The following is a 26139-nucleotide window of genomic DNA, read 5'->3' on the forward strand; positions in this document are numbered from 1 at the left end:
AGATTCTGTTAAGCAAAGGAATTACTCTGTTCTGACAATAAAGTCTTTAGCACGTCCTGAGCATGCCCAACTGGTCTGACACCGGTCCAGCGTGCACGTAAAACACCTTTCGGATCAATCAAAAACGTGTGCCGGAGTGAGTAAGGGGCCATCCACGACCCATACTGTCGACTGACTTTGCCTTCAGGATCAGAAAGCAACGTGAAGTCCAATCCTTCGCTGCTGCAAAATGATTCGTGATCATCAACGCTGTCAGCTGAAACAGCAGCAACATCGCACTGATGAGCGTTGAATTCTTTGAGTGATTCCTGGAAGCCATGGGCTTCAATCGTGCAACCAGACGTGAAATCTCTCGGATAGAAATAAAGCACCAGCCAGCGACCGGCCCAGTCGTCAAGATTCCAATTTTTTGACGCGCCTCCCCCCAGAGTGCCTGGCAGGTTGAAGTCGGGTGCTTGCTCTCCAATCTCGGGGAGTTTGCCTCCAAGGGCCTTTGCTTTTGACGGTTTCCAGAACAGAGCTGTAGCCCCAGTCATTGTGATGCCGAGGAAGTCTCGACGTTTCAGCACAAGCTGAGGCATGTCAGTAACGATTCAGACTTTGGCCAAATCAATGCCCAGGGACTTGGCATAGGCACCAAGACCTTTCTTTTGAATGGTCTTCAGGGCACGGGTTGTAATCCGCAGATTGACCCATCGGTTGCCTTCAGCCCACCAGAGTCGACGCTGCTGCAAATTAGCCTGCTGCAGCTTTTTGGTTCTGATGTGGGAGTGGCTCACTGCCATTCCGTTGTTGGCACGCGTACCAGTGAGCTGACACACCCGGGACATGATGACGATCCTTTGTTTCAGTGGCCAATGGCCAAGCCGCCAATTTAGCAAACAGACCTGGTCAGGTCCCTTTGCTGACTAGCTCGGACATCAGTTTGGCGCTGCGTGTCTGGAAGCCTGCCAGCTCATTAGGTTCCAGGCCTCCCACGCCCAGTCGTGCCATGTCATACAGGTGCAAAGCGAGTTCTGAAGCCAGTTGCTTGCTCGGGGACGACTGCTCGGTTCCGAGCAGAACACTTCCTGCAGACAATCGCAGCAGGCCTTCGACAAGTGGATGACGACGGTTGATCAGCAGCACGTGATGATCGGGTAATCCGGGCAAGCGTTGATCCATCAGAGCACCCATGTCATTCATGCGCCGCATTTGCTCCGGAAGCAGGATCATGGCTGGTGGCGCGTCTTCACCTCCTTTCAGCGCCTGCACCTGGATCGTGACTTTGTCATTGCTGAGTGCTTCTTTGATCAGGTTTCTGATCGACTCACTCTGCGTTTCACCATCCTGGTCACTGATTTCCGGCTTTTCGTCGCGAAGGCTCTCGTCGAGCTCCGCATCCACTCTCTGGAATTTGAACTGATCATTGGTTGCTTCAAGCCAGGGCAGAAACTGACTATCGATAACCGTTTCGGCGAAAACCACCTCAGCTCCCTGGCTTTTCCAAAGTGACAAAGCACCTGCCTGGGCCACTTCATCAGTGCAGTAGAGAATCCGTTTGGATTGCTGGTCTGAAAGCCTGCTCTGATATGACAACAATGTTGTGTAATTTTTTTCTCCAGCCTTGATTGGCTCTGCTTCTGCTTCGGTAGCATCAGCAGTTGTTGTAAATAGAATTAAATCTGAAACCTGCTCGGCAAACTTTTCATCTTCCATAGCACCGATTTTTACAAAAGGTGCCAGAGAATCCCACGCTTCTGCATATTGTTCAGGTTGGTCTTTCTTTAAATTTTTCAAACGATCAGCAACTTTTTTGGCAACAAAGTTGCCAATTGATCGAACTTTGCGATCGGTTTGAAGAGCGCTTCTGCTCACATTCAGAGGAATATCGGGAGAGTCAATCACTCCTCTAAGAGGCAATAAGTAGCGTGGCACAATTTCTTTGATTGAATCGCTCACATAGACTTGGTTGCAATACAGGCGAATGTCACCTTTTTCCCAGTCAGCTCGCCCTACGGATTGAGGAAAGAAGAGGATGCCTTGCAGCGTATAGGGGTAGTCGGTATTTAAGTGAACCCAGAGGAGGGGATCACCCTGAAATGGGTAGAGATAGTGGTAAAGGTCGATATAGTCCTGATCGGACATTTCTCTCGGATTTCTCCTCCAGGCTGGGTTGCGCTTATTGACGCTTTCGCCCTCGAGTTGGACATCAATGGGCATGAAGTCGCAGTACTGAGTAATCAGTGTGCGTAACCTTGCAGGCTCCAGGTATTCCAACTCATCATCCATTAAATGAAGGATGACATCTGTTCCAGGCTCAGATCTTTCGTGACTCTCAAGTTTAAATGCGGGTGATCCGTCGCATACCCAGCGAACCGCTTCACTGTCAGGACGGGCTGAACATGTGATGAGTTCCACCTCCTTGGCAACCATGAAGCTTGAATAGAAGCCAAGACCAAAATGCCCGATGATGGCATCCGATTCCTGTTTGTATTTCTCCAGAAAATCCTCTGCACTGGAGAAGGCGACTTGGTTGATGTACTTTTTCACTTCATCGGCAGTCATGCCGATTCCGTTGTCACTGATTTTGACCGTCTTCGCTTCTCGATCAATAGTGATGTTGATCAGTCCCTCATCTCCTTCAGAACAATCGCCTGCCATTGCTGCCATGCGGCGCTTGCTAATGGCATCAGTACCGTTGCTGACAAGTTCTCTTAGAAATACTTCGTGGCCTGAGTAAACGGCCTTTTTGATGATTGGAAAAATGTTTTCGGTATGGATCTGAATCTGACCCTGTTCAAGCACCGACATCAGCACGCATGAGCTTGCCAAAAATTAGTCAGGGTGGGTGCTGCTGATCAAGAGGTCCCTTGGTGAGTTTTCCGTACGTCAGCGTGTCCGTGAGAGTTGGAGGTCTGATCGTTCCTCGGGCAGGATTGCGCCATCGATGGGGCAGATCTGTAGACAGACGCTGCAGTTGATGCAGGTATCGAAATCAATCCAGTAATACTCAGTTCCTTTTGTGTTTTGACCGTCCCCAGGTGTGATGCAAGCGACAGGGCAGGCGTCGACGCAATCGCCCGCGCCTTCGCAGACATCGGTCACGATCGTGTGGGCCATGCATCCATTCAGTGCCGACTGATCCTAGGGATCAATCCATTCGAGACTGTCGCAGCCCGACTGATTCAGTCGATCTAATGCTTCAGCGTGATCGCTGCAGGCCCGATGATCCAGCACGCTGATCCTTCCCTGTTGGTGCAGAGCCATCTGGCGTTGCAGTGCCGACTCCAGGGTTTGTTTGGGGCCATAACAGATCAGTGCGGCGGTCTCCTCATGAGTTGTGGTGATCGAATCTCCCGGCAGATCTCTGATGTCATCAACGCAGTAGCTGAAACCCAGACCGGTTGCCTCAGCGCCTTCATCGCCAAGTCTCCTGACCAGTGAGTCGTATCGTCCACCGCGCGCAATCACAACCGGAGCGGACGTTCCCTGACAGACCAGTTGCAGCACGATTCCGTCGTAAAGCTCGTAATGAGGTTGGAATGTGGGGTCGAGTTGCAGTGTCAGACCCAACTGTTCAGCAAGAGGGCGCAGATGCGTGAACAGTCTCTGAAGCTGCTTCAGCACCATTTGATTCGGATACTGCGCATCCAGTGCGTTGAGAATGTCCTGGGGACTGCCTCGTCGGTCAAGCCAGTAAGCCAGATTGTGATGGGCAGCGCGCTCTAATCCCAGCTCCTGCAGTCCCAGTCGGTCGTACTGACTGAGGCAGGTACGGATCCTGTGTCTTTGCTTCGACTCAAAGGGTTCGAGCAACAGGTCCATCAGGCTGGTGTGTCCGATCAACAGCCTTGGTTGATGGCTCGCGTTCAGGTTCAGACCCTTCAGCGATGCCAGCAAGAGACTGAACAACTCCAGTTCCGACTCAACACCCAGACCTCCGAACAGCTCAACCCCGCAGTGCAGGTTCTCCTCAATGCACTGACCGCCTTCGTCGGCGGTTCTGGACTCGAAAACCGTTCCGCAACTCCAGAGACGTAGTGGTCGTTGACGCTCTAACAGCCTTGTGCAGGCTGCTCTGGCGATGGAGGCGGTCAGTTCTGGTCTCAAGCCCAGTGGTTCATCCGAAACAAGTCGAACGATGTCTCTGCTGTCGATGGCTCCTCCAGCCTTGAGCGTGTCCATCCGTTCAATCCTGGGAGGCGTGACTTCCTCGTATCCCCAAAGACGAAACACCGCGGCCAGTGTTTCCCTGAGTTCCTGGTTGCGTTGAACCTGCTGAGGATTGAGATCTCTCACGCCTGAGGCGGGTTGCAGGGCCATCGCGCCTGTCGCTGCTTCGATCAGGATCCCATGGCTTGGGTCTCAGTCCGCGTAGAGCTGTTCTGCGAAAGGTTCGATCCCCTCGAGTTCTTTCTGTAGTGCGCTGTGCAGCCCAGGGCCAGTGGCCAGAATCCGCCCGGATGAAACGTCGTAATTCTGTGCTCGATAATCACTGACTTCTCCTCCTGCGATCACCACCAAAGCAGCGCCAGCTGTCAGATCCCAGGGAGATAAGCCTCGCTCCCAGTAACCGTCGAGGCGTCCTGCAGCCACGTAGGCCAAATCGACTGCTGCCGCACCACCGCGGCGCACACCCCTTGTTGTATGGGTCAGCCGGCAGAACTCCGCGTAATTGTTGTCCACGCGCTCCCTGCGGTCATAGGCGAATCCCGTGACGAGCAGGCTGTCTTGTAGCGACGAGCAGCCACTCACCTCGATGCGATCGTCGTGGAGGAACGCTCCTGTGCCAGGACAGCACCAGAACACCTCCTGCAAAAAAGGAACAGCTACAGCCCCGAGGATCGGTAGACCTCTCCAGAGCAAGCCGATAGAGGTGGCAAAAAAGGGGTATCCGTGCGCGAAATTCGTCGTGCCATCGAGAGGGTCAACACACCAGCACAGTTCAGAAACATCACCCTGTGCTCCTGATTCCTCTGCCAACACTGGAATTTCGGGGGTTGCTTCGCCAAGACTTCTCAGGACGGCTTTCTCGGCAGCGAGGTCCGCATCGGTGACCAGATCTCCGGCTCGTCCTTTCTCTCGGATTGAGACGCGTTGTCCGTAATGCTGCATCAGCACCGATCCACCCAGATCAGCTGTCGTTCTGGCGACCTGACTGAGTTCTTCGAGCCTGAACGACGTCAGCCCGGCTTCTGCGGCGGCTGCATCGCAATCCAGATGTTGCTTTCTCATTCCTTCCAGGTTTCGAGTTCCTCAAGAGGGATGTCGCGGGTGATCTTGCCCCGGCCGAAGTGACGACCGAATTGCAGGTCGTAGACCTCATCCTCATCCTGAGTTTCCGCGACAAGCGGGCCAATGGCTCTTGCAACGCAGAGAAGCCCATAGCCCTTGGCTCTCAGTTCTCTGGAAAGTCCCATCGCTTCCTGTTGATCCAGTTCACCCTGCTCAACACGAACAGCGCAGCTTGTGCAACATCCGTTTCTGCAGGAAAAAGGCAGGGGATCTCCCTGTTGTTCAAAGCTCTGCAGGATGTAATCGCCCTCCGGCACTTCATGGGAAATCACCCGCCCTTGCTGTCTCCAGTGGATCGTGACCCGATGAGTCGGCCTCATTCAGTTCATATGGAAACGCCCTGCTACATTCTGACGTGCCAGACGAGCCCCTGGAGAGGTGGCCGAGTGGTCGAAGGCGCAGCACTGGAAATGCTGTATAGGGGCAACTCTATCGAGGGTTCGAATCCCTCCCTCTCCGTTTTCCGCCGGTCCTAAGGGACCGGTTTTTTATTGGCACGATCGCAGTGAGCGATCTCCAATGACCAATCTTCTGCTTGATAGCTCAAATTCATCCAATAAACTCTTGATCAACCGAATCGACCTGACACGTAATCCTGCGTGGCTTGTTGAGAGGGTGAATTGAAGATCATTTCAGTTTCATTGAACTCCACGAGATAACCGACTTTCCCAGATCCTCCTTCGACCGCTTCAGCATTAAAGAAAGCGGTCATATCACTCACTCTCAAGGCCTGTTGCATATTGTGAGTCACAATCACGATTGTGAAACTCTTCTTCAATTCATGCATTGTTTCTTCGATTTTCAATGTCGAGATTGGATCTAGAGCTGAGCAGGGTTCATCCATCAGGATCACTTCCGGTTGAATCGCGATTGTGCGTGCAATGCAGAGGCGTTGTTGTTGACCACCAGATAGTGAGTACCCACTCTCATTGAGTTTGTCTTTGCACTCATCCCAAACTGCAGCCTGGCGTAGGGACCGTTCAACCAACTCATCCATATTCCCGGTATATCCGTTGATTCGAGCTCCGAAAGCAATATTTTCGTAGATACTTTTTGGAAACGGATTCGGCTGCTGGAACACCATGCCAATACGGCGCCGCACTTCTACCGGATCAACTGAGGGGCCATAAAGATCTGCTCCATCGAATAGAATGCGACCCTTCAGGCTGCAGCCATCAATCAGATCATTCATCCGATTCAGTGCTCTCAGAACCGTTGATTTTCCGCAACCTGATGGACCGATAAATGCAGTAACTTTGCCTCGAGGAATATCGCAGTAAACGTTCTTGACAGCCTCGTAGCTGCCGTAGCTGATTGTGGTGTTCTGAATCGAGAGGCAGATGTCTTTTGAATCTGCGTTGCTCTTCTGGCTGGTGGAAGTCATGAGGAGTGACTGACTTTAAGAAAAAAATGGATATCAAGTGATCGGGTAAAGAGTGGTACCTCAATTGGAGGCAAAACGTCTTAGCCACCGAGCAAACAGATTGATGAGCAGGATAAATAGAACAAGTACGAACGATGCTGCCCAAGCGAGTTCGTTTTGAGATTCATAGGGCAGAGTCGCAAAGTTGTAAATCAGTACTGAAAGTGTGGCAATCGGGTTGAAAATTGCATCGAACCCCTCAGGCCAGAAGGGTGAAAACAAGGCCGTGAAGATTAACGGTGCTGTCTCTCCTGCTGCTCTCGCAATCGATAAAACCACACCCGTGGCAATGGGTGTAAAGGCTGAAGGAAGGGTGATTCGCAGAATCGTGATGAACTTGGATGCGCCCACACCCAATGAGGCGCGACGGAGGTCGTCGGGAACCAGCTTGAGCCCCTCATCGGTGGTCTTGATGACCGTCGGTAACATCAAAATTGATAATGCAACTCCCCCTGCAATTGCACTGTAGGAGTTTCCAAAAATAATCTTTGTTTTGACGATCACGGCATAAACAAAGACACCGGCAATAATGGATGGGACACCAGCCATGACGTTGGTCCCGAAGCGAATAAACTTTGCAAAGACTCCCCCTCCTGAATACTCAGCGAGAAAAATTCCACCTCCTACCCCGACTGGAATGGCGATCAGAGCCGATAGAAAGGTGACGATGATGGTTCCGATGACCGCATTGCCAATTCCGCCACCTTCAAGTCCTGTAGAAGATGCAGTGAACAGATTTAAATTAATAACTCCACCACCCTTGATCAGCACATAAGCCAGTACGGCAATTAACGGAAGAACGGCAACTGCTGAGAATAATCCAGCCAGCAACGTGAGAATTCTGCTGAGTAAATTGCGCCTCAATCCCCCCTTATATGACAGGTCTGGAATATCTCGCCTCAGGCTCGCTGGTGGTGAAAGTGTCATAGTTCAGTACTTGAGGCTCAGACGTTTGACCAACCATTGGGCAAGAAGGTTCACCGCCAGGGTGAGAATCATCAAGATGAATGCTGCATACATCAACGACGAAACTTGGCTTCCGTCGGCTTCTCCAAATTGATTGGCAAGCATGGCTGAAATGGTGTTCCCAGGTGCAAGCAGTGACCAGCTGAAGGTGTTCGAATTGCCAATGATCATGGTGACGGCCATCGTTTCGCCCATGGCACGTCCTAGTGCCAGCATCACACCACCCACAATTCCTGAGATGGCAGCGGGCAACATCACGTTGAGAATGGCCCCCCAGCGTGTTGTGCCGACGCCGTAGGCGGCTTGACGCAGCTTCATCGGCACCTGGTTGAGTGAGTCTCTGGAGATCGCCGTGATGATCGGCAGAATCATCACAACCAGAATCAACACCGCTGGTGTGATTCCAGGTCCCATGGGATCTGTTGAAAAGAGAGGCAGCCAGCCAAGGGTGTTGTGCAGCACTTCAAGGAATGGACGGATGAACGGTTCCATCACGAAGATGGCCCAAAGCCCCAACACCACTGAGGGAATCGCCGCCAGCAACTCCACCATCAACCCGATCAACGTTCGGATTCTTAGGGGAATGATGTTTTCGGTGATGAAAATCGCAGTTCCCACGCCGAGAGGCACAGCAATGAGCAGGGCCAGCAGCGATGTCAGCAGCGTTCCATAAATGGCTGTGAAGGCCCCGTATTCATCTTTGACGGGATTCCAGTTGGAGGTCACCAGAAATGACCAGCCATATCGGCCCATCGAATCCAGCGATCCCCAGAACACCACGATGAGGATCGCTAATAGAACCATTGCCACCACGGAGGCCAGCACGATCGCCAGGATCCTGAAGCCGCCATCCACCGATTTCTCCATTGGCGGACGTCGCCGTAAGCGATACAGCTCCAACGACCTAGGCATTCTGTTCTGCACAGACTCTTGAAACGTAACGGTCCAACGGGACCCGGGTCACTAAGAGCTCGTTAACGCACCCTGTGGGATTGCGTGTGCGGGGGCTGGGTGAGAGCTGTTTGGGCCGTTACCGTGGAATTCCACACAGGCTTTTATGGGCCGGATCGTCGGAATCGACCTGGGTACCACCAATTCCGTCGTGGCTGTTCTTGAGGCCGGGCGGCCCGTGGTGATTGCCAATGCGGAGGGGACCCGCACGACCCCCTCTGTCTTGGGGTACACCAAAGACAACGAACTACTGGTGGGTCAACCAGCTCGACGTCAGCTGGTTCTCAATCCGCGCAACACCTTCTCCAACCTCAAGCGTTTTGTTGGTCGGGCCTGGGATGAGCTCGACGACGGATCCCTCACTGTTCCCTACACGGTCCGTTCCAACAGCCAAGGCAATGTCCGCGTGGCTTGTCCTCAGACCGAGCGTGAGTATGCCCCTGAGGAACTCGTGGCCAGCATCCTGCGCAAGCTGGTGGATGACGCTTCGACCTATCTCGGAGAAGAGGTGGAATCTGCAGTCATCACTGTTCCCGCCTACTTCAATGATGCCCAGCGTCAGGCCACTCGCGATGCCGGTCGCTTAGCGGGTATCAATGTTGAGCGGATTCTCAACGAACCCACCGCTGCTGCTCTCGCTTACGGCTTTGATCGCAGTGCGGTCCGTCGCGCCCTCGTTTTTGATCTCGGCGGCGGAACCTTCGATGTGTCGCTGCTGAGGATCGCCAATGGTGTTTTCGATGTCAAAGCCACCAATGGAGACACCCAACTGGGGGGTAACGACTTTGATCAACGCATTGTTGACTGGCTCGCGGAAGCGTTTCTCAAGGAGCACGCTGTCGACCTGAGGCGTGATCGTCAGGCTCTGCAACGACTCACCGAAGCTGCTGAAAAGGCCAAGCAGGAGCTCTCCGGGGTGACTTCAACCCCCGTTTCTCTGCCCTTCATCGCTACGGGCGCTGATGGTCCTCTTCACATCGAAACAACACTCGACCGGGAGACTTTCGAGGGTTTGTGCCCTGATCTTCTCGACCGGTTGCTCGTTCCGGTTCAGTCAGCGCTCAGAGATTCCGGTTGGGCCGCTGAAGATATTGATGACGTGGTGCTTGTTGGCGGAAGCACCCGCATGCCGATGGTGCAGCAGTTGGTCAGAACACTGATTCCCAATGATCCCTGCCAGTCGGTGAATCCAGATGAGGTCGTTGCCGTCGGTGCAGCGGTCCAGGCAGGAATTATCACCGGTGAATTGCGCGATCTGCTTCTCAATGACGTCACGCCGCTTTCGCTGGGTTTGGAAACCATCGGAGGGCTGATGAAGGTGCTGATTCCGCGCAATACCCAGATCCCTGTTCGTCAGTCCGACGTGTTCAGTACTTCGGAGCCCAATCAATCCTCTGTCGAAATTCATGTTTGGCAGGGAGAGCGCCAGATGGCGACCGATAACAAGTCACTCGGACGTTTCCGTCTCTCGGGTATTCCTCCCGCGCCGCGTGGTGTGCCTCAGATTCAGGTTGCCTTTGACATCGATGCCAACGGAATCCTTCAGGTGAGTGCAACGGATCGGACAACGGGCCGGAAGCAGTCGGTGACTATCCAAGGAGGATCAACGCTCAGTGAGGATGAAATTCAGGGTCTCCTTGCTGAAGCCGAAGCACGCGCTGATGAAGACCGTCGCAAGCGCTCCACCATTGAGCGGCGCAATTCGGCGATGACTCTGGTGGCACAGGCAGAGCGGCGCCTTCGTGACGCTGCGCTGGAGCTCGGCCCTTACGGAGCTGAACGTCAGCAAAGGGCGGTGGAGATGTCGGTTCGTGATGTTCAGGATCTCCTGCAACAGGATGATCTTCAAGAGCTCGAGATGGCTGTGAGCGGTCTTCAGGAAGCGTTATTCGGTCTGAACCGCCGCCTCACGGCTGAGCGTCAGACCGAGGCAGGTCCCTTGCAGGGACTCAAAAGCACTCTCGGCACTCTCAAGGATGAGCTGTTTGCTGAAGACGACTGGGATGATGACCCCTGGGCATCGCCACAATCCCGCTACGACCGTTACGACGGACGCATGAGCGGTGGACGAAGAGGGATTGACCCTTGGGACGATGACAACTTCCGCTGAACCGGACTACTGGTCATTGCTTGGTCTGGAGCCTGGTGCAGCTCCAGACGCGCTCAAGCGGGCATTCAGGCGTGAAGCCAGACGCTGGCATCCCGATCTGAATGGCAATGATCGTCACGCCGAAGAACGCTTCAAGCTTGTTAATGAGGCCTATGCCGTACTCAGCAATCCTGACCGGCGCAAGGAATGGCAGACGCGCCAACGCGGAGGAGTTGCTGCAACTGACCCGTTCAGCACTGGATTTCCCGATTTTGAGGACTACCTAGCTGTTGTCCTCGGTCTGGAACGAGAGCCTATTCGTCGAGAACAGGCTCCAAGAGACCATGACGAGCGAGAGCAGTCGTCAGAGCCAAGCGCAGAGACTGATCAGGCCTATGGGGCTCACTGGCCTGAGGCCTCGCCGCAACCACCCCCTCCGGTGCGCAGTGAAGACGATCTGGAAACGGTTGTTGATCTCTCACCGGATCAGGCCCTTCAGGGCACAACCGTGGAGTTGGAACTCGGTGACGGCACCCTGGTTGAAGTCGGGACTCCGCCTCGGGCAGGTGATGGTTGGCGGTTGCGTCTGGAGGGTGTTGCACCGGGAGGTCGCGATCATTTCCTGCATCTGCGGGTGATCACGGATGACGGTCTGCGCATTGATGGTCTTCGGGTGCATTACCGACTTGAGTTGCTGCCTCCGGACGCAGCGCTTGGTTGTGCCGTTGATGTACCCACTCTTTCTGGCCCAGTGACTCTTCAGGTTCCTCCCGGTTCATCCAGCGGACGATTGCTGAGATTGCGCGGTCGCGGTCTTCAGCTTGGAGACGATTGCGGCGACCAACTTGTGGAAATTGTGATCGTGATCCCAGCGGCCCTGGATGACGATGAACGGGCGCTTTATCAACGACTGCAGGAACTCAGTCTCGAGCGTGCCAACACGTTCTAAGCCGCTGTTCCGATGAGAGACTGCTGTTGACGATTGATCAGCATGTTGGTTCACGTGCTCCTGTACGACGCAGGACAGGACAGCGAAGGCATTCACTCCCTCGAGCTGTCAGGTCAGACGGTGGTGTTGATGTTTGAGAACCGCGATGATGCTGATCGCTATGCCGGACTACTGGAAGCGCAGGACTTTCCAACACCCACCGTTGAAGCTCTTGATCGTGAGGAGATCGAGCTGTTCTGCCGTGAAGCCGGTTATGAGGCCCGATTCGTCTCCGATGGTTTTGTGCCTCAGTCGGATGATGAACGGCTGATGCTGGCGCCACCGAGTGCCAATCGTGACGTGGCCAATTGGCAGGAGCAGGAGCCGGAACAGGATCCAAGCCAGGGGCAGGACCTCGCATCCAACGACGAATCCGATCCCTCAATCCAGGATCTTGATGATGTGCGACGGCGGCTTGAGGGCCTTCTTTAAACATGGCTGACGTTCCATCCATTGGCTCTGGTTCCGGCTCCGCTTTGGTGTCTCCTTCGGATGACCGGGGCTATCTGCTCACCGAACAGGTGAATCCAGCGAGTGATCAACTTGATCAGCTCTCCACCGATGCATTGGTCGAGCTGTTCATCGACGAGGATCGCAGGCCCCAAGAGGCTGTGTTTGCGGCGAGAAAGGCTCTGAGCCAGGCCGTTGACGCAATTGCCGAACGACTTCAGCGGAGCGGCCGATTGTTTTATCTGGGTGCTGGCACATCAGGGCGACTTGGCGTTCTGGATGCTGCCGAATGTCCACCCACCTTCTGCAGCCCACCGGAGCTGGTGCAGGGCATTCTTGCCGGGGGTGCTCCGGCTCTGTTGCGGAGTTCCGAGGGTCTTGAAGATCTTGAATCTGCTGCGATCACTGATCTTCAGGAACGTGGTTTTCGCGCGGAGGATTGCTTGGTTGGTATCGCTGCGGGAGGGACGACTCCTTACGTCCGCGGTGGACTCAGCTATGCCAAGCAGCTCGGTGCACTCACGATTGCCATGGCGTGTGTTCCCTCGGAGCAGGCACCTCTGCCTTGCGCGATCGACATTCGACTGCTGACAGGACCTGAGCTGTTGACAGGTTCAACGCGCCTGAAGGCTGGAACGGCCACAAAAATGGCACTGAATATTCTCTCAACAGGCGTGATGGTTCGGCTTGGCAAGGTTTACGGCAACCGGATGGTCGACGTTGCTGCCAGCAACAGCAAGCTTGTTGACCGCTCCATACGGATGCTCAGGGACCTTCTCGGGATGAAACGAGACGCTGCTCTAGATCTGTTGGAACGCGCCCAGGGATCGGTGAAACGTGCACTGCTGATGGGTAGTTGTGATCTGGGGGCGAATGAAGCTGATGCTCTGCTTGAAGCTCATGCTGCTGATCTGAGATCAGCGCTGGCCAGTCAGGGCAAGTCTCTCTCTGTTCAGAGTTGAACGCTGCCCCAGTAAGGACTGGTGAACAGGTCGAGGCGCTCACGGGTTGCTGCAGGAACCGCCTCAGGAGGCGTCATCAGCGCATGTTCCAGTGCTCGGTGTGCTGGCGATTCGGGCCGCTCTTTGCTGAAGTTGCCCATCAAGTTTTCCAGGATTGGTCCGGTTGCCGTTGCATTGGCTTTGAGGTTGCCGATCACCATGTCCACGGTGACGGCGTCATGGTCGTCGTGCCAGCAGTCGAAGTCCGTCACCATGCTGAGTGAGGCATAGGCGATTTCCGCTTCTCTCGCCAAGCGTGCTTCCGTGTGGTTGGTCATGCCAATCACATCGCAACCCCAGCTTCGGTAGAGCTCGCTTTCTGCACGGGTTGAAAACGCTGGACCTTCCATGCAGAGATAGGTTCCACCACGATGCAGATGGTGCCCCACGGGCATGGCGGTCGCTGCTGACGTTGCCAACCATTCACTGAGGATCGGGCAGAAGGGATCAGCCAAGCTGACGTGCGCAACGCATCCGTCTCCGAAAAATGACTGAGGGCGTTGCCTGGTCCGATCGATGAATTGATGCGGCACCACCATGTCGCGTGGTCTCAGGTGTTCTCTCAGCGATCCCACGGCAGACACTGAAATCAGCCAGCGCACTCCGAGGCTTCGCATGGCCCAGATGTTGGCTCGATACGGCACTTCGCTGGGAAGCAGATGGTGCTGACTTCCATGACGAGCCAGAAAAACCACCTCAACGCCATGGAGTGTTCCGACTCTCAGTGCATCCGATGGCTTGCCAAATGGAGTGTCGGTTTGCACTTCACGCACCGATTCCAGGTTGTTGATGGAATAAAGACCGCTGCCACCGATTACTCCCACCCGGGCGGAATCAAGCTCTGGGCCTGAGGCTGTTTGACTCATGGCGTGATTGAGGTCGGCCTGCACAGTCACCTGCCTAGCATGGTGTTTTCGGATTGACGCCTTGACGACCGTTCTCATGTCCACGGACGCCGGCGATATCAAGCTGGAGATGTTCGAACAGGACGCTCCCAACACCGTTGCCAATTTTGTCAAGCTTGCGCGTGATGGCTTTTATGACGGGCTTGCCTTCCACCGAGTGATCGACGGTTTCATGGCCCAGGGTGGATGCCCCAATAGCCGTGAGGGTTCACGAGGCACTCCTGGTACAGGCGGTCCCGGTTACATGATCGATTGCGAGATCAACAGCAAAAAGCACGTTCCTGGTGCCCTGTCGATGGCTCATGCCGGTCGCAATACAGGAGGCAGCCAGTTTTTCATCGTCCATGACGCTCAGCCTCACCTGGATGGTGTTCACACCGTTTTCGGACTGACCGGTGATATGGACGTGGTGATGGCCATCAAAAACGGCACACGCATCCAAAAGGTCACCGTTCAGGACCAGTGAAGTAAGGCGGCCTGGTTTCCTTCGGGGAACCAGGCTGTGTCCTGTGACGCATCAGCCAATGAGCTGAGTTTGAGCTCCTTGCGTTCCAGTGTTTGGGGAGGGTGAGTGATCTGCTGTTCGTTCACGGTGTGGAGCAGACCAAGTCTTGAGGTTTCCGCCCAACCCGCCATGGTGATCAAGATCGACTTGATCGCAGCCGTGTCGGGTTCTGAGACCTGCAGCGACCAGACGAAGCGTGGTCGTTCCCATAAGGCCAGCAAGCGTGGCCCTTGTTCGGCGTATAACTGAAGGCCACTTGTCTCGCTGAGCTGTTCCACGCGGTGCAGCAGATCAGAAAGAACCCCGTCATCCGTGGAGTTGCTGTCCAGACAGAGAACCCAGTGAGAGCTGAGTTTGATGGTATCCAGCAAATGCCCCAGCTTTTCCTTTTTGGTGGCCAGATATCTGGCGTTGAAATCACCAATCGGAGATTCCATCGGCACTCGATTCACCACTTCAAGGCCATAGCCGCCCAGGCCTGCGATTTTTCTGGGGTTGTTGGTGAGCAGATTGAGCCGGTGAATCCCAAGGTCGCTGAGAATCTGCGCACCGACTCCGTAATTGCGCAGATCAGGTGCAAATCCGAGCTTCTCGTTGGCTTCAACGGTGTCGAGACCTCCCTCCTGCAGGCTGTAGGCCTTGAATTTGTTGATCAGACCGATGCCCCTTCCTTCCTGGCGTAGATAGACAACAACACCTTCACCTTCTTTTTCAATGTGCTTCATCGCAGTGTGAAGCTGGGCACGGCAGTCGCAACGCATGGATCCGAAGGCATCACCCGTGAGGCATTCGGAATGCATCCGCACCAGCACCGGTTCGCTCAGGTTGTTCGGATCGCCTTTGACGAGAGCGACGTGCTCACTGCCGTCCAGCTCATTGGAATAACCAATGGCGAGGAATGATCCGAATTCCGTTGGTAGTGAGCACTGAGCCGATCGCACCACAAAGCGTTCGTTATCGAGGCGGTAGCGAATCAGATCTTCAATGCTGATCAGCTTCAGCCCGCGTTCACGGGCATAGATCGTCAGCTCCGGAAGCCGTGCCATTGAGCCATCCGGATTCTGGATTTCACAGATGACACCGGATGGATAGAGGCCCGACATCTGGGCGAGATCCACTGCCGCTTCGGTGTGTCCTGCTCGCTTGAGAACACCTCCTGGCCGAGCTCTGAGCGGGAAAATATGTCCGGGTCGCCTCAGATCCGATGGCTTGGAACCTGGTTGGATCGCCACCTGGATTGTGCGCGACCGGTCATCCGCTGAGATCCCGGTGGAGACGCCATTCTCAGGGCCCGCATCAATGCTGACCGTGAAAGCTGTCTGATTGGAATCGGTGTTGCGATCCACCATCAGCGGCAGATCAAGTGCATCCAGGCGTTCCCCCTCCATGGCGAGACAGATCAGACCACGCGCGTCAGTGGCCATGAAGTTGATCTGTTCGGGGGTGGCGAACTGTGCTGCACAGATCAGATCCCCTTCGTTTTCCCGGCGTTCATCGTCCACAACCACAATGCACTCTCCATTTCGGATGGCCGCAAGAGCATCTGGAATGGAATCGAACATGGGAGAAGCCCCATCGGTATGAGCAACGGAATCGGGCAGCGGTCCAGGTGTCCTTAAATCTTTACCCATTATCGACGTCGGTACGATCGATCGATGTGCCATCGCCGGAATGGGGATTCAACGGGTTGCTGTGGTTGGTGCCTCCGGGTACGGAGGTCTGCAGACCCTTCGCCTCCTGAACGCCCACGCAGGGTTTGACATCACCTACCTGGGAGGTGAGCGATCTGCAGGTCGCTGCTGGAGCGAGATTTGCCCGTTCCTGCCGCTTGGTGAAGACCTCACCGTGGACAGTCCGGATCCGGATCGCATCGCCGCTGCCGCTGATTTTGCGGTGTTGAGTCTTCCTAACGGCCTGGCGAGTCAGCTTGCTCCTCCTCTGCTCGATCAGGGCGTCAGGGTGGTGGATCTTTCCGCTGATTACCGCTACCGCAGCCTTGATCACTGGGCTTCGGTATATGTGCATGAGGCAAGAACCCATCAACGCACTGACGCTGATCTCTGCAAAGAAGCGGTGTATGGGCTCCCTGAGTGGCATGGCCCTGAGATTGCCGAGGCCAGGCTTGTGGCAGCTCCGGGATGTTTTCCCACCACCAGCCTTCTGCCCCTGTTGCCATTCCTCAAACAGGGGCTGATTGAGACCGAAGGTTTGATCATCGATGCCAAAACCGGCACGTCCGGAGGCGGTCGGGCTGCAAAAGAGAATCTGCTCTTGGCCGAAGCATCAGAGTCGATCAGTCCCTATGGCGTTGTGGGGCATCGCCACACATCGGAAATCGAACAGCTCGCCAGCAGCGTGGCGGGATGCCCCATTCAGATTCAGTTCACCCCTCATCTCGTGCCAATGGTCAGGGGTCTTCTCTCAACGGTTTACGCACGATTGAGGGATCCCGGCCTCACCGCCGAAGACTGCACAACGGTTCTCAAAGCGGTGTATCGCCACCACCCCTGCGTCCGCGTGTTGCCTGTGGGAACCTATCCAGCCACCAAATGGGCCAAGCACACCAATCAGGCTCTTCTTTCGGTGCAGGTGGATGGACGCACAGGTCGTCTGGTGCTGATGAGCGCCGTCGACAACCTGATGAAAGGACAGGCTGGCCAAGGGGTGCAGTGTCTGAACCTGATGGCGGGACTACCGGTCAGTGAAGGCCTCCCATTGGCACCCTTCTATCCCTGAGTTGCTGCTGCTGTTCTCCAGCATTGACCGGCAAGGGCCGTCGCCCAGGGAAGCAAACGGTGTTCCTGCACCTGAATGCGGCGGCTGAGTCGCTCCCTGGTGTCATCACTGAGGATTGGGACGGCAGCCTGTGCGACGATTGGGCCGGCATCTACATCGTTCAGCACTTCGTGCACCGTGCAGCCAGTCACGGTCACGCCTGAGCTCAAACACTGACCGATCGCATCCATTCCTTTAAACGATGGGAGAAGGGAGGGATGGATATTGAGCAATCGGCCTGGGAAGGCATCGATCAGCACCGGGGTCACGATGCGCATCCATCCGGCCATCACAATGGCTTCAACACCTTCGTTCTGGAACGTGCGCACCAAGTCGTGATCCATCTCCTCTCTGCTTGCAAACAGACGGTGGTCTCTGAGCTCGCAATGGATCCCCAGCCGCTCGGCTCGATCACGGGCTCCACAGCCGGCTTTGTTCACGACGAGGACATTGATCTGGGCATCCAGGTCGCCGCAGGCGATGGCGTTGTGAAGCGCTTCGAAATTGGTTCCTGTTCCTGAGGCCATCACCCCCAGTCGCAAGGGTGAATCAAACCTGGGCCATGTCCCGATCGCTGGAACGATCAACGCGGGATAACACTCGCTGTCCATCTGGCTAGGGTCAGATTGCGCGGGCATTCCGATTACATGTCCCATTTGACCATCCTGCCCACATTGGTGACCGATCTCGATCTGCTTGAGATCGCTCTCTGCAGCGAAGGATTCAAGGTCTTTCGAGGTGGAGTCGTGAGCTCCTTCGACACGCATCAGTCGGTTGATCTTGCCGCCGTGCATCCATCCGGTCTGCAGCTGGGCTGGAAACACAGTGATAACCAACCCCATTTCGATCTGGTGGCGGACTTAGCCGCACCTCAGGGTTCCGGACAGACCGAACCCGCTCTGCGACGTGTCTTGCGTCGTTATGCCATTCATCAGGCCATGCGGCAGGCGGAGTTTCTTGACGCTGAGACGGTTACTGCCGGCATCTGATGGCCGACGTTCACGTTGCGCTCGATCTCGGCACTCCTGCTTCACAGCTTCTCTGGGTCGAACTTCGATGGAGTCCTACTCAGGCTCGGCAAACCTGGACTCTGCCTGTTTGGACTCCGGGGTCATACACCGTCCGGGATCCCTCCCAGCATCTTCACAGCCTCACCGTTGAGCAGGCTGGGGAAGTTCTCGTCCCCCGTCGCCGTTCACCGGAGACATGGGAGCTGGATTGCCATGTTTCAGAACCGATCACGTTGCGCTACGCCCTAGAAGCGAGGCAGCTGACCGTCCGCACCAATCACGTCGATCCCGTGTTTGCGTCACTCTGCCTTTCCGCAGTCGTGATGTTGGTGGAGGGTCAACGCTGGAATCCACACGTTTTGGAGGTGTTGGTTCCTAGTTCTTGGTCCGTGGTCTGCCCGTTGCCAAGAAACAACAACTCCTTTTGGGCTGAAGACTTCGACCATCTTGTCGATGCACCGGTCCATGCCGGTGAGCTTCATGTCGAGATGCTGAACGTCAGGACCGTGTCTCATGAACTGGTGTTGATCGGCTCTCCGCCTTCGGGATGGTCAACAAAGCTGCCAGCGGAGATCGAATCCATCTGCTCATCAGTGTGCGATCTGATGGATTGCGACCCACCTTCGCGACAGCCTTATCAGCTGGTGTTGCAACTGTTGGATCAGGGTTACGGAGGCTTGGAGCACGACAACTCTTCGGTGATGCAGTTCCCCTGGACTCGCTTACTGGAAGAGGGCGGAACCCGCAGTTTGTTGCAGCTGATTGGCCACGAATATCTGCATCAGTGGAACGTTCGACGACTTCGACCGAGTGAATACGTTCCCTACCGCTACGACCGGCCCGTGATCAGTGAGGGCCTTTGGTTTGCTGAAGGCATCACCAGTTATTTCGACCTGGCCTTGCCTCTGCTTTCCGGTTTTTCCAGTCGTCTGGATCTGCTCGAAGATCTGGCTGCGGATCTTTCTCATGTGCTGTTGAATCCAGGCACCGGCATTCAGTCCCTGGCTGACAGCTCGCGGGAGGCCTGGGTGCGGCTTTACAAGCAGTCCCCCGCCAATGCCCGGAGTCAGATCAGTTATTACCGGCTGGGAACCGCATTGGCCTTCTGCCTCGATGTGCGCTTGCGTGAGGTCGGTGGGTCTCTGTCTGAAACCCTGCGTTTGTTGTGGGCCCGACTTGGCATCCATGGGCGGGGTTATACCCGCCACGATTTGATGGAGGTCATCTCGGCCCACTCCGCTGAACTGGCCACACAACTGCCAACTTGGCTCGATGACTGTGGCTCGATCCCGGTCGTGTCCTGTCTGAAAGCTCTTGGTCTTGAGCTCGAGCCTGTGATGGCATCTCATCCCGATGCGGGATGGACCCTGCGTGAAGCGGATGGAAGTGTGTGGATTGATCGCACGGTGTCGTCTGGTTCCGCTGAATCCGCTGGTCTGGTTGCAGGCGATGAGTTGCTGTCACTCAGGAATTGGCGTTGCCGAAACCTGAAACGCAGCCAGCAGCTGCTGCAAGGTTCGGAGCAATGTCAGGTGATCTACAGCCGTCGTGGCCGGATTGCCAGCACGGAGCTATTCCTGAAGAAGGCCGGGGTGGAACGCCACCGATTGGCCTGGGACCCTGGTGCGTCCAGGGAGGCTCGTTTGCTCCGCGATCAATGGTTCCAGATCATCTGAACCGTGTGTGGCTCAAGTCTCTTGGCTTGCTGCGCCATCCAGGAGCTGGAATTCTGCTGGCGACAACATCCACGCTGGTGCTAGTGCTGTCGTTGGTTGGTTTCACCGCAGAAAAGTCCACTGAAGGAGTCGCTCGCAAGCCTTCCCTCTTGGATTTGTTGGATGAAGTCGCTCGCGACTCCGATCCGGACAAGGTCCTGCCCGGACAGCAACCTGATGCTCCAAAAGGTTCGGCCTGGTCATCACCTCTTGCTCGGCAGTGTTCGGGGATTGATCAGTCGACGCGCAGTCGACTTCTCGCCAAGCGCCGCAAACTGCCTCAGCTGCGTCAATCCATTCCTGCTGACCCAACCAATTACGGAGACCGCTTCCGCAGCAACCCATGGGGCCAGGCCATCAACCCTGCTCCTCGGGTTGTGGTCCTGCATGAAACGGTCTATTCCCTCAGTTCAGCGGTGAACACATTTCTGACTCCCCATCCCCGTGATGAGGATCAAGTCAGCTATCACTCCTTGGTCGGTCTGGATGGATCGATCGTGGATGTGGTGGATCCACTCAAGCGTGCCTATGGCGCTGGATACTCTGCGTTTCTCGGTGAGTGGGCCGTCACCAATGCAGAGTTCGATGGCTCTGTCAATAACTTTGCACTCCATCTCAGTCTTGAAACACCGGATGATGGGCATGGCAGCCATGGCGACCACAGCGGTTACACGGCTGCTCAGTACGACGCCCTGGCTCTGGTTCTGGATGGATGGCTCGAACGCTTCGAGATCGATCCTGCTGCGATTACCACCCACCGGCATGTTGACCTGGGTGGAGCACGGGCTGATCCCCGCAGCTTCTCCTGGTCCGAACTCCAGAATCGCCTTGCTGCCCTAGGCAAGCTCTGCCAGGCGTAGGCAAAGGCGGCAGCTGTTCAGATCACAGGAAGTGGTGCCGGACGGATCGTGGAATAGATCAGTCCATGAAGTGCAGGGTCTTGCATATAGCGCAGGACCCTGGCGGGATAATCCAATTTGCCGTTATGCAAGTAGGCCAGGGTGGCAATGGCTTTGGCATCGACATAGGACCGGCTTGCAATCAGGATTGCTTCTCGCTCCAGTCCGAGCTCACCTTTCAGTCGCGCCAGCTTCGCCGCCAGCAGTTCCACATTGGCATCTGGATCCATCAGCAGGTCGCGGGCAGCTGCAATCTGCTGCGGGGACGGATCGACAGGAAGCCGCCCTTGATGGATCAGCTCACTGATTCCGAGCTGCGCAGGACCATGCGTCTCCACAAGACCTGAGTGAACGACGAACGGCAGATCTTCTCCTGGTTTGGAGTGCTGAATTTCGTCGAAGAGAATGGCCGTGATCAACATCGGATTGATCCTGTGGCGACCCGCTTCTCTTTGGATCACAGGTTTCAACCTGTGCAGTCTCGACAGGGTGTTGGCACGCAGAGGTTGGAGCTGATCCACCCCTCGGGTGAACAATTGAGCCAGTTGCGTCTGAGGTCCGTGGACGCCAAACCGGCGTTGCAGATGTTCGAGCTCTTCGGCACTGAAATCGGTCGGATCGGGATCACTCTCCTGAGACAGGGGTGAGGATGACTGCGCTACATCGCTGTGGGGATTGATTCCACGCAGAGGAGGCCAACCCGTCATGGAAACGGCAACAGCCGTGATGGCCAGGGCTGTAAAGCTAGTGATCGCTCTCGGGACCATTACGGAGCAGAAATTGAGCCTGTCAGGAAGCATTGACGGAGATTAGTCGTGGCGTCTCAGTTCATGGGCATTCCGCAGGATCCTGGATAACTTCGGCACAGAGAGTTCTCTCCATTAGATGAGTTTCCCGGATTTCAGTGCCACTGATGCCCAGATTCAATGGCAGAGATTCTGTGATCTTCTCTGGCATCACGAGGACCTCGGAATGTGGCTGGATGTCAGCCGCATGCACCTGAACAATGCTCAGCTTGAAGAGCTCACGCCCAGACTGGAGAAGGCTTTTGAGGCCATGAAGGCCCTTGAGAACGGTGCCATCGCCAATGCCGACGAAAATCGTCAGGTTGGTCACTATTGGCTGAGGCATCCTCAACTGGCTCCTGATCCGGAAGTGGGTCAGCACATTTCCACTGAAATTGATCAGATTGAGCAGTTCGGCAAGGCGGTGATCAATGGAACGATCAAGTCTCCGACCGGTCAACCCTTCACGGATGTTCTTTGGATCGGCATTGGTGGAAGTGGACTCGGCCCCTTGCTGATGATCCGGGCCCTTCAGGACAAGGGTGTCGGACTTCCTTTTCACTTTTTCGACAATGTGGATCCGAATGGAATGAGTCGGGTGCTCGCTGAGCTTGGCGATGCTCTACGCACCACCTTGGTAGTAACGGTGAGCAAGTCGGGTGGTACACCTGAGCCCCATCTCGGGATGGAGCAGGCACGTCATCGCTTGGAAGCAGTCGGAGGTCAATGGTCGGCTCAGGCTGTGGCAATCACCATGACTGACAGCAAGCTCGACCAGCAGGCCGTTGCTGAACAGTGGCTGCAGCGTTTCGACATGTTCGACTGGGTCGGCGGACGCACCAGCATCACCAGTGCTGTTGGCCTGGTTCCGGGAGCTTTGATCGGATCTGACATCCGCAGCTTCCTGGCAGGTGCTTCTCAGATGGATGAAGCCACTCGTGTGCATGATGTGCGCCGCAACCCTGCAGCTCTGATGGCCGCAGCTTGGTACTGCGCGGGGGGAGGCAAGGGCAAGCGCGACATGGTGGTGCTCCCCTATCGCGATCGCCTGGAGGTGTTCAGTCGATACCTGCAGCAGTTGGTGATGGAGTCCCTCGGCAAGCGCCTCGATCGCAATGGTGATGTGGCCCATCAGGGCATCGCCGTTTATGGCAACAAGGGATCAACGGATCAACACGCATACGTTCAGCAGCTGCGAGATGGCGTCGACAATTTCTTCGTGACCTTCATCGAAGTGCTTCGCGATGTGGAGGACATTCCTGAGATCAATGGCGAGCGGCCTGGAGACTTTCTTGATGGCTTCGTACAAGGAACCCGTTCAGCTCTCACAGAGGGAGGCCGTCAGAGTCTGAGTATCAGCATGCGTCAGTTCGATGCCCGCCGACTCGGCGCTCTGATTGCTCTGTTTGAACGTGCCGTTGGCTTTTACGGAGAACTGGTCAACGTCAATGCCTATCACCAGCCTGGTGTGGAAGCCGGCAAGAAGGCAGCAGCTGCGATCCTCAAACTCCAGCTTCAGGTTGAGGACGTGCTCAGTGATGGAGTGTCCCGCTCGGTCGTGGAAATCCAGCAGGCCATCGGCGAGGGATCGGTTGAAGCCGTCTTCTGGATTGTGCGTCATCTCACCGGCAATAACCGGGGCTATCAGGCACAGGGTGACTGGAACAAACCGGCAACTCTGCGTTTCAGTAAATGCTGATTGGCCGTCAGGACGGAACCAGATTCACCAGCTTCCCTGGCACAACAATCACCCTCCTGGGGGGCTTGCCCTCCAACCAGCGCTTGGCCACATCGCTTGCCAGAGCAAGGGCCTCCAACGTGTCTTTGTCGCACTCAGCTGGAACCTGAATGGTTCCTCGGACCTTTCCCTTGATCTGAATCACCAGATCAACCGTGTCTTGCACGAGTGCAGCAGGGTCATGCTGAGGCCAGGTCTGGAGATGAACACTGCCCTGTCCTCCGAGTCGGAACCAAAATTCCTCTGCAAGGTGTGGAGCAAACGGAGCAAGCAGCCTGATCAGCGCTCCCATCGCTTCCACCTGGACCGGCCTTGATGCATCAAGCACAGCTCCAGAAAGGCTGTTCGACAGTTTCATCAACTCCGATATCGCGGTGTTGAACTGGAACTCGCCGCTGAGATCATCACTGACAGCCTGAATAGCCAGATGAACAGCCCGTCGAATCTCTGTTTCAGATTCAGACAGCTCTGCGGGAATGCCAGAAACGTCGATGCTCAATAGTTGATCCGGAGCTGTCAGTTTGCTGACGCTGTCAACGAGCCGCCAGAGACGTTGAAGGAAGCGGAATTGACCTTCCACATCGGCGTCATCCCACTCAAGATCCTTCTCCGGCGGCGCTTTGAAAAGGATGAACATCCGAGCCGTATCCGCTCCATAGCGGTCAATCACCAGTGCTGGATCGACTCCGTTGTGCTTTGACTTGGACATTTTTTCGAACAGCACCTCAAGCTCCTCGCCGTCGTCGGGGTCCCTCGGAGTGCCCGGGTCGACCACCAGAGCGGGAGCGACATATCTCCCCGTCCGTGGATTGCGGTAGGTCACCCCCTGCACCATTCCCTGAGTCAAGAGGCGCTCGAAGGGCTCATTGATCGAGATCAAGCCGCGATCCTTCAAAGCTTTGGTGAAAAATCTCGAGTACAGCAAGTGAAGAATGGCGTGCTCAATGCCTCCGACGTATTGCTGAACAGGCAACCACTTTTTGACAGCCTCGCTCTCAAATGGACGATCGGAGTTCTGCGGATCAGCGAAGCGCAGGAAATACCAGGAGGAACACATGAAGGTGTCCATGGTGTCCGTCTCGCGTCGTGCCGGTTTCCCACAGATTGGGCAGGGAACATTCACCCAGTCATCGAGTGCGGCGAGAGGTGATCCACCTTTGCCGGCAAGATTCACGTCTTTGGGCAGAGCCACCGGCAACTGATCTGTTGGAACCGGTTGGGCGCCACAGTCCGCACAATGAATGATTGGAATCGGGCAACCCCAGTAGCGCTGACGTGAGATCAGCCAATCTCGCAGCCTGTACTGCCGCTTGGCTCGTGCCCATCCTTTTGTCGCGCCGTGTTCGGTGATGGCCTGCTTGGCTTGGTCATTGCTATGGCCATCAAAGGCTCCGCTGTTGACCAGGGTTCCAGGGCCTGTCCAGGCCTCACCGTCATTGGAGTGTTCATCAGTGCCATCCATCTGGATGACACGCTGCACGGGCAGCTCGTAGGTTTTTGCGAAACGGAAATCGCGTTCGTCATGGGCGGGAACTCCCATGACAGCTCCGGTTCCGTATCCCGCTAAAACGTAGTCAGCAACCCAGATCGGAACCTTCTGACCGTTGGCTGGATTGACCGCTTCTGCACCGGTGGCCACACCCCGCTTGGGACGATCATCCGCTGTGCGCTCATCGTTGGACAGATCGCTGACCAAATCGCGGAATGCTTCAACGGATTCTTTCTGATCCGCAGTGGTCAGAGCATCGACGAGTGGATGTTCAGGTGCCAGAACCACATAGCTGACACCAAACAGGGTGTCGGCTCTGGTGGTGAACACGGTGATCGTGGCGTCGTTGTGGCCCTCGACCTGGAAGTCGATTTCTGCCCCGATGGAGCGTCCGATCCAATTGGCCTGCATCGTTCGGACCCGCTCAGGCCATCCCTGCAGCTGATCCAGGTCTTCGAGCAGAGCATCTGCGTACTCGGTGATTTTCAGGAACCATTGCGTCAGGTTCTTCTGCTCGACCAGCGCACCGGATCGCCAAGAACGCCCCTCGGAATCAACCTGCTCGTTAGCAAGCACTGTCTGGTCGATGGGGTCCCAGTTGACAGTTGCTTCCTTCTGGTAGGCCAGACCTGCTGAATGCAACTCAAGAAAAAGCCATTGCGTCCAGCGGTAATAGTCCTCATGGCACGTGGCCTGTTCCCGAGACCAGTCGATCGATAGCCCTAGGCAACCAAGTTGACTTCGCATCTGATCGATATTGCGGTCTGTCCAGACGCCGGGGTCAACATTGCGTTCGATCGCCGCGTTTTCAGCAGGCAAACCGAAGGCATCCCAGCCCATCGGATGCAGCACAGCGTCACCGCGCATCCGCTGAGCTCTAGCGATGACATCGGTGATCACGTAATTCCGAACATGCCCCATATGGAGGCTGCCGGAGGGGTATGGAAACATCGAAAGCGCATAAAACGCTTTCTGGTCAGGCCTGGGATCCTGTGTTTGATAAAGCGCATCCTGTTCCCATTTGCGCTGCCACTGTTCTTCGAGAAGGGAGGGGTCGTAGCGATCGGACAGCCCCGAGCTGGATTCGGGCATGGACGAGGACTGCGGGGCTGTCACATCAGGAAAACACCTGCGAGAGATCGTGACACAGCTTGAGGCCTTCCTCTGGAAGCC

25 protein-coding genes and 1 tRNA gene are annotated in these 26139 nt (G+C 55.7%); 11 read left to right on the top strand and 15 right to left on the bottom strand.

Translation table 11 applies throughout. The features are described from left to right. Positions 1-8 precede the first annotated feature (8 nt). The 7 genes from SynMITS9220_RS06005 to SynMITS9220_RS06035 all read right to left on the bottom strand — a co-directional run bounded on the left by SynMITS9220_RS06005 (position 9) and on the right by SynMITS9220_RS06035 (position 5597). Positions 9-566, bottom strand: coding sequence for a peroxiredoxin (locus tag SynMITS9220_RS06005; protein ID WP_370594391.1), 558 nt, complete (start codon positions 564-566; stop codon positions 9-11). 27 nt (positions 567-593) lie between these two features. Continuing rightward, positions 594-830: a 50S ribosomal protein L28 gene (gene rpmB / locus SynMITS9220_RS06010; protein WP_066907589.1), complete on the bottom strand. Its 237-nt coding sequence runs from the start codon at positions 828-830 to the stop codon at positions 594-596. A gap of 61 nt (positions 831-891) precedes the next feature. Then, positions 892-2793: a molecular chaperone HtpG gene (htpG, locus tag SynMITS9220_RS06015; protein WP_186991482.1), complete on the bottom strand. Its 1902-nt coding sequence runs from the start codon at positions 2791-2793 to the stop codon at positions 892-894. A 78-nt stretch (positions 2794-2871) separates the two neighbouring features. After that, a complete protein-coding gene (locus SynMITS9220_RS06020) occupies positions 2872-3102 on the bottom strand; it encodes a ferredoxin family protein (RefSeq protein ID WP_186991484.1) in 231 nt (76 codons plus the stop codon). 24 nt (positions 3103-3126) lie between these two features. After that, on the bottom strand, positions 3127-4305 hold the full coding sequence (locus tag SynMITS9220_RS06025; RefSeq protein ID WP_186991485.1) for an ATP phosphoribosyltransferase regulatory subunit: 1179 nt from the start codon (positions 4303-4305) through the stop codon (positions 3127-3129). Positions 4306-4347: 42 nt separating this feature from the next. Then, a complete protein-coding gene (locus SynMITS9220_RS06030; RefSeq protein WP_186991487.1) occupies positions 4348-5217 on the bottom strand; it encodes an inositol monophosphatase family protein in 870 nt (289 codons plus the stop codon). Further along, positions 5214-5597: a 2Fe-2S iron-sulfur cluster-binding protein gene (locus SynMITS9220_RS06035; protein WP_067094742.1), complete on the bottom strand. Its 384-nt coding sequence runs from the start codon at positions 5595-5597 to the stop codon at positions 5214-5216. The genes SynMITS9220_RS06030 and SynMITS9220_RS06035 overlap by 4 nt, the downstream gene beginning before the upstream one ends. A 52-nt stretch (positions 5598-5649) precedes the next feature. Between SynMITS9220_RS06035 and SynMITS9220_RS06040 the strand changes: the two genes are divergently transcribed. Beyond that, positions 5650-5736 (top strand) — tRNA-Ser (locus SynMITS9220_RS06040). A 109-nt stretch (positions 5737-5845) separates the two neighbouring features. Here SynMITS9220_RS06040 and pstB read toward each other — a convergent pair. From pstB to pstC, 3 genes are read right to left on the bottom strand one after another with little or no spacing between them, the layout of a single operon-like run. Beyond that, complete coding sequence (gene pstB / locus SynMITS9220_RS06045; protein ID WP_186991489.1) at positions 5846-6661, bottom strand: phosphate ABC transporter ATP-binding protein PstB; 816 nt, start codon at positions 6659-6661, stop codon at positions 5846-5848. 60 nt (positions 6662-6721) lie between these two features. Continuing rightward, positions 6722-7627 carry a phosphate ABC transporter permease PstA gene (pstA, locus tag SynMITS9220_RS06050; RefSeq protein WP_186991491.1) on the bottom strand — a complete coding sequence of 302 codons (906 nt, stop codon included), beginning with the start codon at positions 7625-7627 and terminating at the stop codon, positions 6722-6724. Positions 7628-7630: 3 nt separating this feature from the next. Then, positions 7631-8578 (bottom strand): phosphate ABC transporter permease subunit PstC, encoded by a 948-nt coding sequence (pstC, locus tag SynMITS9220_RS06055; protein WP_186991494.1) that lies wholly within the window; start codon positions 8576-8578, stop codon positions 7631-7633. A gap of 145 nt (positions 8579-8723) precedes the next feature. Between pstC and dnaK the strand changes: the two genes are divergently transcribed. From dnaK to murQ, 4 genes are read left to right on the top strand one after another with little or no spacing between them, the layout of a single operon-like run. After that, positions 8724-10727, top strand: coding sequence for a molecular chaperone DnaK (gene dnaK / locus SynMITS9220_RS06060; protein WP_186991497.1), 2004 nt, complete (start codon positions 8724-8726; stop codon positions 10725-10727). Next, positions 10711-11655 (top strand): DnaJ C-terminal domain-containing protein, encoded by a 945-nt coding sequence (locus tag SynMITS9220_RS06065; protein WP_186991500.1) that lies wholly within the window; start codon positions 10711-10713, stop codon positions 11653-11655. The genes dnaK and SynMITS9220_RS06065 overlap by 17 nt, the downstream gene beginning before the upstream one ends. A gap of 42 nt (positions 11656-11697) precedes the next feature. Continuing rightward, entirely contained in the window at positions 11698-12126 is a 429-nt protein-coding gene (locus SynMITS9220_RS06070) for a DUF3110 domain-containing protein (RefSeq protein WP_186991503.1), read from the top strand. A 2-nt stretch (positions 12127-12128) separates the two neighbouring features. Beyond that, on the top strand, positions 12129-13106 hold the full coding sequence (murQ, locus tag SynMITS9220_RS06075; protein WP_186991506.1) for an N-acetylmuramic acid 6-phosphate etherase: 978 nt from the start codon (positions 12129-12131) through the stop codon (positions 13104-13106). Here the strand turns inward: murQ and mtnP are convergent. Beyond that, complete coding sequence (gene mtnP / locus SynMITS9220_RS06080; RefSeq protein WP_186991508.1) at positions 13097-14011, bottom strand: S-methyl-5'-thioadenosine phosphorylase; 915 nt, start codon at positions 14009-14011, stop codon at positions 13097-13099. The genes murQ and mtnP overlap by 10 nt on opposite strands. A 76-nt stretch (positions 14012-14087) precedes the next feature. Here mtnP and SynMITS9220_RS06085 point away from each other — a divergent pair, with 76 nt between their 5' ends. Beyond that, a complete protein-coding gene (locus SynMITS9220_RS06085) occupies positions 14088-14516 on the top strand; it encodes a peptidylprolyl isomerase (protein WP_370594392.1) in 429 nt (142 codons plus the stop codon). On the opposite strand, the gene ribBA is transcribed toward SynMITS9220_RS06085, so the two are convergent. Then, the gene (gene ribBA / locus SynMITS9220_RS06090) at positions 14504-16117 is read right to left on the bottom strand and encodes a bifunctional 3,4-dihydroxy-2-butanone-4-phosphate synthase/GTP cyclohydrolase II (RefSeq protein ID WP_186991511.1); all 1614 of its coding nucleotides are present in this window, start codon (positions 16115-16117) and stop codon (positions 14504-14506) included. The two genes, SynMITS9220_RS06085 and ribBA, sit on opposite strands and share 13 nt — an antisense overlap. A 109-nt stretch (positions 16118-16226) precedes the next feature. Here ribBA and argC point away from each other — a divergent pair, with 109 nt between their 5' ends. Then, the gene (gene argC / locus SynMITS9220_RS06095; RefSeq protein ID WP_186991514.1) at positions 16227-17291 is read left to right on the top strand and encodes an N-acetyl-gamma-glutamyl-phosphate reductase; all 1065 of its coding nucleotides are present in this window, start codon (positions 16227-16229) and stop codon (positions 17289-17291) included. Here the strand turns inward: argC and purN are convergent. Beyond that, positions 17282-17941, bottom strand: a complete 660-nt coding sequence (purN, locus tag SynMITS9220_RS06100) for a phosphoribosylglycinamide formyltransferase (RefSeq protein WP_255483257.1) — start codon at positions 17939-17941, stop codon at positions 17282-17284. The two genes, argC and purN, sit on opposite strands and share 10 nt — an antisense overlap. A 36-nt stretch (positions 17942-17977) precedes the next feature. Here purN and SynMITS9220_RS06105 point away from each other — a divergent pair, with 36 nt between their 5' ends. From SynMITS9220_RS06105 to SynMITS9220_RS06115, 3 genes are read left to right on the top strand one after another with little or no spacing between them, the layout of a single operon-like run. Beyond that, complete coding sequence (locus tag SynMITS9220_RS06105; RefSeq protein ID WP_067094708.1) at positions 17978-18319, top strand: DUF1257 domain-containing protein; 342 nt, start codon at positions 17978-17980, stop codon at positions 18317-18319. Then, entirely contained in the window at positions 18319-20016 is a 1698-nt protein-coding gene (locus tag SynMITS9220_RS06110) for a M61 family metallopeptidase (RefSeq protein WP_186991520.1), read from the top strand. Before SynMITS9220_RS06105 ends, SynMITS9220_RS06110 begins: the two co-directional genes overlap by 1 nt. Next, entirely contained in the window at positions 19998-20915 is a 918-nt protein-coding gene (locus SynMITS9220_RS06115; protein WP_186991523.1) for an N-acetylmuramoyl-L-alanine amidase, read from the top strand. The genes SynMITS9220_RS06110 and SynMITS9220_RS06115 overlap by 19 nt, the downstream gene beginning before the upstream one ends. A gap of 17 nt (positions 20916-20932) precedes the next feature. Here SynMITS9220_RS06115 and SynMITS9220_RS06120 read toward each other — a convergent pair whose 3' ends face one another. Next, entirely contained in the window at positions 20933-21661 is a 729-nt protein-coding gene (locus tag SynMITS9220_RS06120) for a helicase DnaB (RefSeq protein WP_186991525.1), read from the bottom strand. A 178-nt stretch (positions 21662-21839) separates the two neighbouring features. Here SynMITS9220_RS06120 and SynMITS9220_RS06125 point away from each other — a divergent pair, with 178 nt between their 5' ends. Beyond that, positions 21840-23438 (top strand): glucose-6-phosphate isomerase, encoded by a 1599-nt coding sequence (locus SynMITS9220_RS06125; protein WP_186991527.1) that lies wholly within the window; start codon positions 21840-21842, stop codon positions 23436-23438. A gap of 7 nt (positions 23439-23445) precedes the next feature. Here the strand turns inward: SynMITS9220_RS06125 and leuS are convergent, their stop codons facing one another. Further along, a complete protein-coding gene (gene leuS, locus SynMITS9220_RS06130; RefSeq protein WP_186991530.1) occupies positions 23446-26082 on the bottom strand; it encodes a leucine--tRNA ligase in 2637 nt (878 codons plus the stop codon). Positions 26083-26139 lie beyond the last annotated feature (57 nt).

The organism is Synechococcus sp. MIT S9220, from assembly GCF_014304815.1.
In the GTDB taxonomy this organism is placed as follows: Bacteria; Cyanobacteriota; Cyanobacteriia; order PCC-6307; family Cyanobiaceae; genus Synechococcus_C.

Excerpts from the sequence above, each read along its gene's own strand:
- rpmB (WP_066907589.1), bottom strand. The coding sequence starts at position 830 with ATGTCCCGGGTGTGTCAGCTCACTGGTACGCGTGCCAACAACGGAATG.
- htpG (WP_186991482.1), bottom strand. The coding sequence starts at position 2,793 with ATGTCGGTGCTTGAACAGGGTCAGATTCAGATCCATACCGAAAACATT.
- SynMITS9220_RS06020 (WP_186991484.1), bottom strand. The coding sequence starts at position 3,102 with ATGGCCCACACGATCGTGACCGATGTCTGCGAAGGCGCGGGCGATTGC.
- SynMITS9220_RS06025 (WP_186991485.1), bottom strand. The coding sequence starts at position 4,305 with ATGGCCCTGCAACCCGCCTCAGGCGTGAGAGATCTCAATCCTCAGCAG.
- SynMITS9220_RS06030 (WP_186991487.1), bottom strand. The coding sequence starts at position 5,217 with ATGAGAAAGCAACATCTGGATTGCGATGCAGCCGCCGCAGAAGCCGGG.
- SynMITS9220_RS06035 (WP_067094742.1), bottom strand. The coding sequence starts at position 5,597 with ATGAGGCCGACTCATCGGGTCACGATCCACTGGAGACAGCAAGGGCGG.
- pstB (WP_186991489.1), bottom strand. The coding sequence starts at position 6,661 with ATGACTTCCACCAGCCAGAAGAGCAACGCAGATTCAAAAGACATCTGC.
- pstA (WP_186991491.1), bottom strand. The coding sequence starts at position 7,627 with ATGACACTTTCACCACCAGCGAGCCTGAGGCGAGATATTCCAGACCTG.
- pstC (WP_186991494.1), bottom strand. The coding sequence starts at position 8,578 with ATGCCTAGGTCGTTGGAGCTGTATCGCTTACGGCGACGTCCGCCAATG.
- dnaK (WP_186991497.1), top strand. The coding sequence starts at position 8,724 with ATGGGCCGGATCGTCGGAATCGACCTGGGTACCACCAATTCCGTCGTG.
- SynMITS9220_RS06065 (WP_186991500.1), top strand. The coding sequence starts at position 10,711 with ATGACAACTTCCGCTGAACCGGACTACTGGTCATTGCTTGGTCTGGAG.
- SynMITS9220_RS06070 (WP_186991503.1), top strand. The coding sequence starts at position 11,698 with ATGTTGGTTCACGTGCTCCTGTACGACGCAGGACAGGACAGCGAAGGC.
- murQ (WP_186991506.1), top strand. The coding sequence starts at position 12,129 with ATGGCTGACGTTCCATCCATTGGCTCTGGTTCCGGCTCCGCTTTGGTG.
- mtnP (WP_186991508.1), bottom strand. The coding sequence starts at position 14,011 with ATGAGTCAAACAGCCTCAGGCCCAGAGCTTGATTCCGCCCGGGTGGGA.
- SynMITS9220_RS06085 (WP_370594392.1), top strand. The coding sequence starts at position 14,088 with ATGTCCACGGACGCCGGCGATATCAAGCTGGAGATGTTCGAACAGGAC.
- ribBA (WP_186991511.1), bottom strand. The coding sequence starts at position 16,117 with ATGTTCGATTCCATTCCAGATGCTCTTGCGGCCATCCGAAATGGAGAG.
- argC (WP_186991514.1), top strand. The coding sequence starts at position 16,227 with ATGGGGATTCAACGGGTTGCTGTGGTTGGTGCCTCCGGGTACGGAGGT.
- purN (WP_255483257.1), bottom strand. The coding sequence starts at position 17,941 with ATGGACAGCGAGTGTTATCCCGCGTTGATCGTTCCAGCGATCGGGACA.
- SynMITS9220_RS06105 (WP_067094708.1), top strand. The coding sequence starts at position 17,978 with ATGTCCCATTTGACCATCCTGCCCACATTGGTGACCGATCTCGATCTG.
- SynMITS9220_RS06110 (WP_186991520.1), top strand. The coding sequence starts at position 18,319 with ATGGCCGACGTTCACGTTGCGCTCGATCTCGGCACTCCTGCTTCACAG.
- SynMITS9220_RS06115 (WP_186991523.1), top strand. The coding sequence starts at position 19,998 with ATGGTTCCAGATCATCTGAACCGTGTGTGGCTCAAGTCTCTTGGCTTG.
- SynMITS9220_RS06120 (WP_186991525.1), bottom strand. The coding sequence starts at position 21,661 with ATGACGGGTTGGCCTCCTCTGCGTGGAATCAATCCCCACAGCGATGTA.
- SynMITS9220_RS06125 (WP_186991527.1), top strand. The coding sequence starts at position 21,840 with ATGAGTTTCCCGGATTTCAGTGCCACTGATGCCCAGATTCAATGGCAG.